This is a genomic window from Streptomyces clavuligerus, assembly GCF_005519465.1.
GTDB classification, from domain to species: domain Bacteria; phylum Actinomycetota; class Actinomycetes; order Streptomycetales; family Streptomycetaceae; genus Streptomyces; species Streptomyces clavuligerus.
In genome coordinates, this window is sequence record NZ_CP027858.1 from 5,930,431 (window position 1) to 5,942,749 (window position 12,319).

The 12,319-nt window shown below is 64.5% G+C and carries 5 protein-coding genes and 3 rRNA genes; 6 read left to right on the forward strand and 2 right to left on the reverse strand.

Translation table 11 applies throughout. The annotated features are described in order from the left end of the window. Positions 1 to 180 precede the first annotated feature (180 nt). Both CRV15_RS25075 and CRV15_RS25080 read left to right on the forward strand, forming a co-directional pair. Positions 181 to 2,163 (forward strand): acetoacetate--CoA ligase, encoded by a 1,983-nt coding sequence (locus CRV15_RS25075; RefSeq protein ID WP_003959051.1) that lies wholly within the window; start codon positions 181 to 183, stop codon positions 2,161 to 2,163. A 103-nt stretch (positions 2,164 to 2,266) separates the two neighbouring features. Next, the gene (locus tag CRV15_RS25080) at positions 2,267 to 3,364 is read left to right on the forward strand and encodes a hypothetical protein (protein WP_003959049.1); all 1,098 of its coding nucleotides are present in this window, start codon (positions 2,267 to 2,269) and stop codon (positions 3,362 to 3,364) included. Between the two features lie 137 nt (positions 3,365 to 3,501). Here the strand turns inward: CRV15_RS25080 and ptsP are convergent, their stop codons facing one another. Both ptsP and CRV15_RS25090 read right to left on the reverse strand, forming a co-directional pair. After that, entirely contained in the window at positions 3,502 to 5,172 is a 1,671-nt protein-coding gene (ptsP, locus tag CRV15_RS25085; protein ID WP_003959048.1) for a phosphoenolpyruvate--protein phosphotransferase, read from the reverse strand. Positions 5,173 to 5,266: 94 nt separating this feature from the next. Beyond that, positions 5,267 to 5,716, reverse strand: coding sequence for a PTS sugar transporter subunit IIA (locus CRV15_RS25090; protein WP_003959047.1), 450 nt, complete (start codon positions 5,714 to 5,716; stop codon positions 5,267 to 5,269). A 599-nt stretch (positions 5,717 to 6,315) separates the two neighbouring features. On the opposite strand from CRV15_RS25090, the gene CRV15_RS25095 reads away from it, so the two are divergent. The 4 genes from CRV15_RS25095 (at position 6,316) to clsA (ending at position 12,218) form a co-directional block, all read left to right on the forward strand. Then, positions 6,316 to 7,843 (forward strand): 16S ribosomal RNA (locus tag CRV15_RS25095). A gap of 286 nt (positions 7,844 to 8,129) precedes the next feature. Beyond that, positions 8,130 to 11,255, forward strand: a 23S ribosomal RNA gene (locus tag CRV15_RS25100). Between the two features lie 75 nt (positions 11,256 to 11,330). After that, positions 11,331 to 11,447 (forward strand): 5S ribosomal RNA (rrf, locus tag CRV15_RS25105). Together the 16S, 23S and 5S rRNA genes form the textbook arrangement of a ribosomal RNA operon. Positions 11,448 to 11,609: 162 nt before the next feature. After that, positions 11,610 to 12,218 (forward strand): cardiolipin synthase ClsA, encoded by a 609-nt coding sequence (gene clsA, locus CRV15_RS25110; RefSeq protein WP_003957151.1) that lies wholly within the window; start codon positions 11,610 to 11,612, stop codon positions 12,216 to 12,218. Positions 12,219 to 12,319: the final 101 nt, after the last annotated feature.

The window sequence follows — 12,319 nt, forward strand, 5'->3', positions numbered from 1 at the left end:
TGTTCAGCCTCCGTTCACCCTTCGCGGGGGACCACATCCGGCCGTTCCCGGACAGCCCGGCGATCCCTGGTGCGAAAGACGATCACATGGCATCGTCCCTGTCAGCCGCGCACACCCCGCCCGGCCCGATCCACCCCCGGCAGAACCGAGCCACACCCAGCCACACCCACGGGAGCCGCCATGACCTCAGCAGCGAACGCCGCACCCCTGTGGCAACCGGACGCCGACCGGGTCGCGGCGGCCCGGATCACCCGCTTCCAGGCATGGGCCGCCGAGCACCACGGAGCCCCCGCCCACGGCGGCTACCCCGCCCTCCACCGGTGGTCCGTCGACGAACTCGACACCTTCTGGCGCGCCGTCACCGAATGGTTCGACATCCGCTTCGCCACGCCCTACGAGACGGTCCTCGCCGACACCGCCATGCCCGGCGCCCGCTGGTTCCCCGGTGCCACCCTCAACTACGCCGAACACGCCCTGCGCGCCGCCGCCGAACGTCCCGACGCGCCCGCCCTCCTCCCTGTGGACGAGACCCACGAGGCCGCCCCCGTCACCTGGGCCGAACTGCGCCGCCAGGTGGGAGCGCTCGCCGCCGAACTGCGTGCCCTTGGCGTACGCCCCGGGGACCGCGTCAGCGGCTACCTCCCCAACATCCCCCAGGCCGTCACTGCGCTGCTCGCGACCGCCGCCGTCGGAGCGGTCTGGACCTCCTGCGCCCCCGACTTCGGCGCCCGCAGCGTCCTCGACCGCTTCCAGCAGGTCGAACCCGTGGTGCTCATCACCGTCGACGGCTACCGCTACGGCGGCAAGGTCCACGACCGCACCGGCACCGTCGCCGAACTCCGCCGGGAACTGCCCACGCTCCGCGCCGTCGTCCACATCCCTCTCATCGGCACCGACACCCCGGACGGCGCCCTCGACTGGGCAGCCGTCACCGCCGGGACCGCCGAGCCCCGCTTCGAGCAGGTCCCCTTCGACCACCCGCTGTGGGTGCTCTACTCCTCCGGCACCACCGGGCTGCCCAAGGCCATCGTCCAGTCGCAGGGAGGCATCCTCCTCGAACACCTCAAACAACTCTCCCTCCACTGCGACCTCGGACCCGAGGACCGTTTCTTCTGGTACACCTCCACCGGCTGGATGATGTGGAACTTCCTCGTCTCCGGCCTGCTCACCGGCACCACGGTCGTGTTGTACGACGGCAGCCCCGGCCACCCCTCCACCGGAGCCCAGTGGAGCGTCGCCGAACGCACCGGCGCCACCTTCTTCGGCACCTCCGCCGCCTACGTCATGGCCTGCCGCAAGGCCGGTGTCCACCCGGCCCGCGACCACGACCTCTCCCGCGTCGCCTGCGTCGCCACCACCGGATCACCCCTGCCGCCCGACGGATTCCGCTGGCTCCACGACGAACTCGCCGCGGCGGGCCCCGAGCGGTGGATCGCCTCCGTCAGCGGAGGTACCGACGTGTGCAGCTGCTTCGCCGGGGCCGTCCCCACCCTGCCCGTCCACATCGGCGAACTCCAGGCCGCCTGCCTCGGCACCGACCTCCAGTCCTGGGACCCCCACGGCAACCCCCTCGTCGGCGAGGTCGGCGAACTCGTCGTCACCCGGCCCATGCCCTCGATGCCGATCCGGTTCTGGAACGACCCCGACGGCAGCCGCTACCGCGACAGCTACTTCGAGATGTTCCCCGGCGTCTGGCGCCATGGAGACTGGATCACCCTCACCGAACGCGGCTCCGTGATCATCCACGGCCGCTCCGACTCCACCCTCAACCGCCAGGGCGTCCGCATGGGCTCGGCCGACATCTACGAGGCCGTCGAACGCCTCCCCGAGATCCGTGAATCCCTGGTCATCGGGGTGGAAGAAGCGGAAGGCGGCTACTGGATGCCGCTCTTCGTCCAGCTCGCCGAGGGCGCGACCCTCGACGACGCACTGCGCGACCGCATCAAACAGATCATCCGGGAGCAACTCTCCCCCCGGCACCTCCCCGACGACATCATCGAGATCCCCGCCGTCCCCCACACCCTCACCGGCAAACGCCTCGAAGTCCCCGTGAAACGGCTGCTCCAGGGCACCCCCCTCACCAAGGCCGTCAACCCCGGCTCGGTGGACGACGCCGCCCTGCTCTCCTTCTACGAAGACCTCGCCCGCACCCGCAACGCCTGAGACGACCCCGCTGACCAGGGCAGAACTGTCCGAGCCCGGCATTGTCAGTGGCGGCCCTTACGGTGGGTCATCAGCAGTCGACCGACCGCGAGGGGGAACCAGCATGCCGCACGACAGCACTCCGGGTCCGGACGAGGAACGCCGCGAGCGGGGAAGGGGCGGAGCAGCCGGGCCGGACACGCCGAAGACCGGCCGTACGGATACGAAAAGGAAAGCGGCCGGTCGCGGTCCCCGAAGCCGCCCCGGCCGCCGGAAGAACGACGGCCGCCCCGGGAGCCGGATCTCCTTCCGCGCCGCCCTGCGCCGGGAAACCGCCGGGACGGTCGGCGTCCTGGCCGACTCCGTCGACTTCCGCGCGATGCGCCGCTACCCCAGCTTCACCTTCGACGACCATCCCGACTACCTCAGGGAGACCGAGGCCCTGCTGAGAACGCTGGCCTCCCGGCAGCTCCACACCACCGTCGCCCTCTTCGACCCCGAGGACTTCGCCGCGTACTGCTCCGAGCACGGCCTCGACCCCGACTCGGCCCTCAGCCGGGCCCGGTACACGGCCGAGATCCCCACCCGGGGCGCCGCCGTGCCCTACGGCGGACAACCGCTGGACGCACTGCTTCCCCAGCTCATCGACACCGCCGTCCGCCGTGCCACCTGGGAGTACGCCTCCCTGCTCCTCGCCGACATCGGACAGTGCGCCGACTGCGGCCAGGACATCGGGGAAGCCGCCTTCGACCGGGCCTCCCATCTGCTGCTCGGCCTGCTCGCCGAGGCCGGGCCCGGCGGACACCACCTCGTGTGCAGCGTGTCCGCCCCCGAGGAACAGCTGATCGCCGTTCTTCACGCCGACGGAACGGAGCCCACGGGCAGGGAGTCCACCGGCCCGGAGCCCGCGGACGTCGGAGCCGACCCCGGCGCAGCCGTACTGGACCTGCCCGAGACAGCGGAGTTCGTCACGGTACTGGCGGCTGCCCTCGCACTCGGCAGACCCGGCGGACTGGTTCTCCGCACCAGTGTTCCTGGGAGGCCCGACCGCCTCCACGGCTGGCGGATTCACCCTCGCGGACTCCATCCCCTCACCGAGGCGGAGGTCTTCAGCGCCTACTGCACCGACGCCGCCACCGGAGAACCCATCTCCCCCGAGCCGGGAGTGGAGTACCGGGCGGGATTCACCATCCCCGACGACTACCCCGACGCCCATCACTGAAGCGACCCCGTACCCCGTGCACCGGCGCCCGGGGAACGGGAAAGCGGAAGGGCCCCGCCACCGCGAGGCCCTTCCACCACCCCTGCTCCTGGGTCGGCTCCCGCCACAGCGGAAGCCGACCCAGGAGCGGACCGGGGCTACTCCCCGGACAGCACCGCCTGCGCGGCGACCCGCGCCTCCTCGGCGCTGTCCGCCGCACGGGCGGCAGCCGCGGCACGCTCGCACTGCGCCAGCGTGTACTTCGCGAGCGTCGCCCGCACATAGGGGATCGACGCGGCGCCCATCGACAGCGACGTCACACCGAGACCGGTGAGCACACACGCGAGCAGCGGATCGGAGGCGGCCTCACCACAGACACCACAGCTCTTGCCCTCGGCCTTCGCGGCCTCCGCCGACAGCGCCACCAGATCCAGCAGCGCGGGCTGCCACGGGTCCTGGAGCCGGGACACCGCACCCACCTGACGGTCGGCGGCGAAGGTGTACTGCGCCAGATCATTGGTGCCGAGCGAAAGGAACTCGACTTCCTGAAGAATCGAACGCGCCCGCAGCGCGGCCGACGGAATCTCCACCATCGCGCCGAACTTCGCCCGCAGCCCGGCCTCCTGGCACGCGTCGGCGAACGCCTTGGCATCCGCGCGGTCCGCCACCATCGGCGCCATGACCTCCAGATGCACCGGAAGTCCCGCGGCGGCCTTCGCCAGCGCCGTGAGCTGGGTCCGCAGTACATCGGGATGGTCGAGCAGGGTCCGCAGACCCCGCACGCCCAGGGCCGGATTCGGCTCGTCGGCGGGGGTCAGGAAGGCGAGCGGCTTGTCGGCGCCCGCGTCCAGGACCCGTACGACGACCCGGCCCTCCGGAAACGCCTCCAGGACCTTCCGGTACGCCTCGACCTGCTTCTCCTCGGACGGTGCCCGCTCGCTGTCGTCCAGGAACAGGAACTCGGTGCGGAACAGCCCGACACCCTCGGCACCGGCCTCCACCGCCGCCGGCACATCACCGGGACCGCCGACGTTCGCCAGCAGCGGCACCTTGTGACCGTCCGAGGTGGCCCCGGGGCCACTGGAGGCGGACAGCGCCGCCTTCCGGGCGGCCGCGGCGCGCTCCAGCTCGGTCCGCTTCTCCTCGCTCGGCTCGACGAAGATCTCACCGGTGCTGCCGTCGACCGCGATCAGCGTGCCCTCGGCCAGCTCCCCGGCGCCCGGCAGAGCCACCACGGCCGGTACTCCGAGCGCCCGCGCGAGAATCGCGCTGTGGCTCGTCGGCCCGCCTTCCTCGGTCACAAAACCGAGCACCAGAGCCGGGTCGAGCAGCGCGGTGTCCGCAGGGGCGAGATCCCGTGCGATCAGCACATACGGCTCGTCGCTGTCCGGGACGCCGGGCATCGGCACCCCGAGCAGCCGGGCGACGATCCGGTTCCGGACATCGTCCAGGTCCGCCACACGGCCCGCCAGATACTCACCGGCACCCGCCAGCAGCGCCCGATACGCGGCGAACGCGTCGTACACCGCGCGCTCGGCGCTGCTGCCGACGGTGATACGCCGTTCCACATCGGCCATCAGCTCGGGGTCCTGCGCCATGAGGGCCTGTGCTTCGAGCACCGCCTGCGCCTCACCACCGGCCAGATTGCCCCGGGCGATCAGATCGGCGGCGACGGCTTCCACCGCCTGGTGAGCACGTCCCTGCTCACGCTCCGCGTCCTGCGCCGGATTCTGCTTGGCCGGCGGTTCGAGGACGGCGGTCCCCATGTGCCGGACCTCGCCGATCGCCACACCGTGGCTCACACCGACGCCTCGCAGCGTTGTACCCATCTCACCCGTCTCCGATCGAGCGGCGGTCCGCGCCGCCGCACTGCGTTTCACTGCCCGTCGTTGTTCTGTGCTGCTCTGTGCTGCTCTGTCGGCGTCACTGCCAGGAGAACAGCGGGTCGCCGGCTTTCACATCGCCGTCCTCGCGGACGTCGCCGAGGGCGTCGGCGGTCGCTTCGAGCGCGACGACCGGGCAGATCGCCGACTTGCCCGCGGCCTCGACGGCGGACGGGTCCCAGCGCACCACGGCCTGGCCGCGGCTCACGGTGTCGCCCTTGTTGACCAGCAGCTCGAAGCCCTCGCCATTGAGCTGAACGGTGTCGATACCGAGGTGGACGAGGACTCCGTGCCCCTCGGCGTCCACCACGACGAAAGCGTGCGGATGAAGGGAGACGATGACTCCGTCCACCGGGGACAGCGCCTCCGACGGCTCGCGGACCGGGTCGATGGCGGTACCCGGACCGACCATCGCACCCGAGAACACCGGATCGGGCACGGCCGAAAGTCCGATGGCACGTCCGGCAAGAGGTGACGTCACTGTGGTCATGGAGCCTCCCTGGGGGCGGAGATTTCAGTACGCACCGTCACTACCTGTCCCGGACGGCGCACTGTTCAGCAGCGTAAGTCATATGAAGTCCCGGTTCTGCCTGAAAGCACTGGGTTGGGATGATCTAGGGGTGCCCGGGAAACGATTTGCCTCGTCTCTCGACGAGGGGGTACTGTCATAACCCCGCCAGGGTCCAGCACGACATCGAGTCGACGGGCAGGCGGGCAAACCATCGAGCTTCGGTCTCCTCCGGATCATCGCTCTGCCATGCGGCAGGGAGGGTGGTCAGGAAGCCGGAAAAAGCCTGATAAGGTTTGAACACACCGAAGGGAAACTGCCCGGAGGGCCTGGTGAAAAGGGCCTGAAGGAAGCGTCCGTTCCTTGAGAACTCAACAGCGTGCCAAAAGTCAACGCCAGATATGTTGATACCCCGTCCGGGAGCTTCTGCTCCGGGATGAGGTTCCTTTGAAAAAGTCCTCCGTTTCATCCCTCTGTGGGGTGGCGGGGGCGCACACAGCGAGGACGCTGTGGACCGGGAGTGATTATTCCTTGCTCCTGGTTCCGCTCCCGTGTGTGTCGACCAGGATTACCTGGAAGCATTCACGGAGAGTTTGATCCTGGCTCAGGACGAACGCTGGCGGCGTGCTTAACACATGCAAGTCGAACGATGAACCCGCTTCGGTGGGGGATTAGTGGCGAACGGGTGAGTAACACGTGGGCAATCTGCCCTGCACTCTGGGACAAGCCCTGGAAACGGGGTCTAATACCGGATACCACCCGGGGGCGCATGCCCTTGGGTTGAAAGCTCCGGCGGTGCAGGATGAGCCCGCGGCCTATCAGCTTGTTGGTGGGGTGATGGCCTACCAAGGCGACGACGGGTAGCCGGCCTGAGAGGGCGACCGGCCACACTGGGACTGAGACACGGCCCAGACTCCTACGGGAGGCAGCAGTGGGGAATATTGCACAATGGGCGAAAGCCTGATGCAGCGACGCCGCGTGAGGGATGACGGCCTTCGGGTTGTAAACCTCTTTCAGCAGGGAAGAAGCGAGAGTGACGGTACCTGCAGAAGAAGCGCCGGCTAACTACGTGCCAGCAGCCGCGGTAATACGTAGGGCGCAAGCGTTGTCCGGAATTATTGGGCGTAAAGAGCTCGTAGGCGGCTTGTCACGTCGGGTGTGAAAGCCCGGGGCTTAACCCCGGGTCTGCATTCGATACGGGCAGGCTAGAGTGTGGTAGGGGAGATCGGAATTCCTGGTGTAGCGGTGAAATGCGCAGATATCAGGAGGAACACCGGTGGCGAAGGCGGATCTCTGGGCCATTACTGACGCTGAGGAGCGAAAGCGTGGGGAGCGAACAGGATTAGATACCCTGGTAGTCCACGCCGTAAACGTTGGGAACTAGGTGTTGGCGACATTCCACGTCGTCGGTGCCGCAGCTAACGCATTAAGTTCCCCGCCTGGGGAGTACGGCCGCAAGGCTAAAACTCAAAGGAATTGACGGGGGCCCGCACAAGCAGCGGAGCATGTGGCTTAATTCGACGCAACGCGAAGAACCTTACCAAGGCTTGACATACACCGGAAAGCATTAGAGATAGTGCCCCCCTTGTGGTCGGTGTACAGGTGGTGCATGGCTGTCGTCAGCTCGTGTCGTGAGATGTTGGGTTAAGTCCCGCAACGAGCGCAACCCTTGTCCTGTGTTGCCAGCATGCCCTTCGGGGTGATGGGGACTCACAGGAGACCGCCGGGGTCAACTCGGAGGAAGGTGGGGACGACGTCAAGTCATCATGCCCCTTATGTCTTGGGCTGCACACGTGCTACAATGGCCGGTACAAAGAGCTGCGAAACCGTGAGGTGGAGCGAATCTCAAAAAGCCGGTCTCAGTTCGGATTGGGGTCTGCAACTCGACCCCATGAAGTCGGAGTTGCTAGTAATCGCAGATCAGCATTGCTGCGGTGAATACGTTCCCGGGCCTTGTACACACCGCCCGTCACGTCACGAAAGTCGGTAACACCCGAAGCCGGTGGCCCAACCCCTTGTGGGAGGGAGCTGTCGAAGGTGGGACTGGCGATTGGGACGAAGTCGTAACAAGGTAGCCGTACCGGAAGGTGCGGCTGGATCACCTCCTTTCTAAGGAGCACATGGCCGGATGCGAGCGAATGTCTCGCACGGTTGCTCATGGGTGGAACGTTGACTATTCGGCACAGTAGGGTCTGCTTCTTTCACTAGTACTGCTTCGGCGTGGAACGTGGATGGGGTGGGGTCTGCTGGGCCGGGCGCGCTGTTGGGTGTCTGAGGGCACGGGCTTCTGCCAGTGTCTTCGGTTGCCGGCCCCGGTGAACTCACCATGTCGTGTGGTGGGGTGGCGGGTGGTTGGTCGTTGTTTGAGAACTGCACAGTGGACGCGAGCATCTGTGGCCAAGTTTTTAAGGGCGCACGGTGGATGCCTTGGCACCAGGAACCGATGAAGGACGTGGGAGGCCACGATAGTCCCCGGGGAGTCGTCAACCAGGCTTTGATCCGGGGGTTTCCGAATGGGGAAACCCGGCAGTCGTCATGGGCTGTCACCTACTGCTGAACACATAGGCAGTGTGGAGGGAACGAGGGGAAGTGAAACATCTCAGTACCCTCAGGAAGAGAAAACAACCGTGATTCCGGGAGTAGTGGCGAGCGAAACCGGATGAGGCCAAACCGTATGTGTGTGATACCCGGCAGGGGTTGCGCATGCGGGGTTGTGGGATCTCTCTTTCACAGTCTGCCGACTGTGAGACAAGTAAGAAACCGTCATGATAGGCGAAGGGCATGCGAAAGGCCCGGCGTAGAGGGTAAGACCCCCGTAGCTGAAATTGTGGCGGCTTGTTTGAGAGACACCCAAGTAGCACGGGGCCCGAGAAATCCCGTGTGAATCTGGCGGGACCACCCGTTAAGCCTAAATATTCCCTGGTGACCGATAGCGGATAGTACCGTGAGGGAATGGTGAAAAGTACCGCGGGAGCGGAGTGAAATAGTACCTGAAACCGTGTGCCTACAAGCCGTGGGAGCGTCGGGATGCGAGTTTACTCGTATCCTCGTGACTGCGTGCCTTTTGAAGAATGAGCCTGCGAGTTTGCGGTGTGTTGCGAGGTTAACCCGTGTGGGGAAGCCGTAGCGAAAGCGAGTCCGAACAGGGCGATTCAGTAGCGCGCTCAAGACCCGAAGCGGAGTGATCTAGCCATGGGCAGGTTGAAGCGGCTGTAAGAGGTCGTGGAGGACCGAACCCACCAGGGTTGAAAACCTGGGGGATGACCTGTGGTTAGGGGTGAAAGGCCAATCAAACTCCGTGATAGCTGGTTCTCCCCGAAATGCATTTAGGTGCAGCGTCGTGTGTTTCTTGCCGGAGGTAGAGCACTGGATAGGCGATGGGCCCTACCGGGTTACTGACCTTAGCCAAACTCCGAATGCCGGTAAGTGAGAGCGCGGCAGTGAGACTGTGGGGGATAAGCTCCATGGTCGAGAGGGAAACAGCCCAGAGCATCGACTAAGGCCCCTAAGCGTACGCTAAGTGGGAAAGGATGTGGAGTCGCAGAGACAACCAGGAGGTTGGCTTAGAAGCAGCCACCCTTGAAAGAGTGCGTAATAGCTCACTGGTCAAGTGATTCCGCGCCGACAATGTAGCGGGGCTCAAGCGTACCGCCGAAGTCGTGTCAATCCAGCAGATAGCCCCAACGGGTGCTGGGTTGGGTAGGGGAGCGTCGTGTGCCGGGTGAAGCCGCGCCGGAAGGCAGTGGTGGACGGTTCACGAGTGAGAATGCAGGCATGAGTAGCGATACACACGTGGGAAACGTGTGCGCCGATTGACTAAGGGTTCCTGGGTCAAGCTGATCTGCCCAGGGTAAGTCGGGACCTAAGGCGAGGCCGACAGGCGTAGTCGATGGACAACCGGTTGATATTCCGGTACCCGCTTTGAAACGCCCAATATCGAATCCTCTGATGCTAAGTCCGTGAAGCCGCCCTTGATCTCTTCGGAGTGAGGGGGAGTGGTGGAGCCGACGACCCGAGGTGGTAGTAGGTAAGCGATGGGGTGACGCAGGAAGGTAGTCCAGCCCGGGCGGTGGTTGTCCCGGGGTAAGGGTGTAGGCCGTGTGACAGGCAAATCCGTCACACATTAAGGCTGAGACCTGATGCCGAGCCGATTGTGGTGAAGTGGATGATCCTATGCTGTCGAGAAAAGCCTCTAGCGAGTTTCATGGCGGCCCGTACCCTAAACCGACTCAGGTGGTCAGGTAGAGAATACCGAGGCGTTCGGGTGAACTATGGTTAAGGAACTCGGCAAAATGCCCCCGTAACTTCGGGAGAAGGGGGGCCATGTCTGGTGATCCAACATGCTTGGTGAGCTGGGTGTGGCCGCAGAGACCAGCGAGAAGCGACTGTTTACTAAAAACACAGGTCCGTGCGAAGCCGTAAGGCGATGTATACGGACTGACGCCTGCCCGGTGCTGGAACGTTAAGGGGACCGGTTAGCCAGGATTCGTTCTGGCGAAGCTGAGAACTTAAGCGCCAGTAAACGGCGGTGGTAACTATAACCATCCTAAGGTAGCGAAATTCCTTGTCGGGTAAGTTCCGACCTGCACGAATGGCGTAACGACTTCTCGACTGTCTCAACCATAGGCCCGGTGAAATTGCACTACGAGTAAAGATGCTCGTTTCGCGCAGCAGGACGGAAAGACCCCGGGACCTTTACTACAGTTTGATATTGGTGTTCGGTTCGGCTTGTGTAGGATAGGTGGGAGACTGTGATACGGGCACGCCAGTGTTCGTGGAGTCGCTGTTGAAATACCACTCTGGTCGTGCTGGATGTCTAACCTGGGTCCGTGATCCGGATCAGGGACAGTGTCTGATGGGTAGTTTAACTGGGGCGGTTGCCTCCTAAAGAGTAACGGAGGCGCCCAAAGGTTCCCTCAGCCTGGTTGGCAATCAGGTGTTGAGTGTAAGTGCACAAGGGAGCTTGACTGTGAGACCGACGGGTCGAGCAGGGACGAAAGTCGGGACTAGTGATCCGGCGGTGGCTTGTGGAAGCGCCGTCGCTCAACGGATAAAAGGTACCCCGGGGATAACAGGCTGATCTTCCCCAAGAGTCCATATCGACGGGATGGTTTGGCACCTCGATGTCGGCTCGTCGCATCCTGGGGCTGGAGTCGGTCCCAAGGGTTGGGCTGTTCGCCCATTAAAGCGGTACGCGAGCTGGGTTTAGAACGTCGTGAGACAGTTCGGTCCCTATCCGCTGTGCGCGCAGGAGTCTTGAGAAGGGCTGTCCCTAGTACGAGAGGACCGGGACGGACGAACCTCTGGTGTGCCAGTTGTCCTGCCAAGGGCATGGCTGGTTGGCTACGTTCGGGAGGGATAACCGCTGAAAGCATCTAAGCGGGAAGCCTGCTTCGAGATGAGGACTCCCACCCACTTGATGGGGTAAGGCTCCCAGTAGACGACTGGGTTGATAGGCCAGATATGGAAGCCGGGTGACCGGTGGAGTTGACTGGTACTAATAGGCCGAGGGCTTGTCCTCAGTTGCTCGCGTCCACTGTGTTGGTTCTGAAACCACGAACAACCCATTGCTGGTTTGTTGATTGTTTCATAGTGTTTCGGTGGTTATAGCGTTAGGGAAACGCCCGGTTACATTCCGAACCCGGAAGCTAAGCCTTTCAGCGCCGATGGTACTGCAGGGGGGACCCTGTGGGAGAGTAGGACGCCGCCGAACAATTTTTGGGGAAGGCCCCGCACCGTATGGTGCGGGGCCTTTCGCATGTCCGGACCCTTTTCCACAGGACACGGTCGGTGGTTCACCCCGTGTCCGGTACGCCCCTGACTGACGGTAAGGTCGAGGGAGTCATCGGCACGTTACACATATGGAGGCCCACGGGTGGAGGTCCAGGAGACTCGCGTTCAGACGGACCGGGTACTCACCATCCCCAACATCCTCAGCATGGCCCGCCTCGTCGGTGTGCCGCTCTTCCTGTGGCTGATTCTCCGCCCGGTCTTCGGTGGCCCGAACAGCGACGGCTGGGCTCTGCTGGTCCTGATGCTCAGCGGGATCAGTGACTATCTGGACGGCAAGCTGGCCCGGCGCTGGAACCAGATCAGCAGCCTCGGCAGACTGCTGGACCCCGCGGCCGATCGACTGTACATTCTGTCGACTCTGGTGGGGCTGACCTGGAGGGAGATCCTTCCGCTCTGGCTCACCGCAGTCCTCCTGGCGCGGGAGCTGATGCTGCTGGTGATGGTGGGAATCCTCCGTCGGCACGGTTATCCGCCGCCCCAGGTGAACTTCCTCGGCAAGGCCGCCACCTTCAACCTGATGTACGCCTTCCCCTTGCTGCTGCTCAGTGACGGCTCAGGGTGGCTTGCGTCACTCGCTGCTATTTTCGGATGGGCTTTCGCCGGATGGGGTACAACTCTGTATTGGTGGGCAGGGATTCTCTATGTGGTCCAGGTCCGCCGTCTCGTCAAGGCGGACGCAGTGGCCGATTGACCTCGTCGATGCGGGAGCCGTGCAGCGTGGCCGGCCCGCATGACGCCAGAGGGGCCTCTATGGGCGAGTGAAGTCGGCTGACCGTCGTCTCTCAAGGAGGA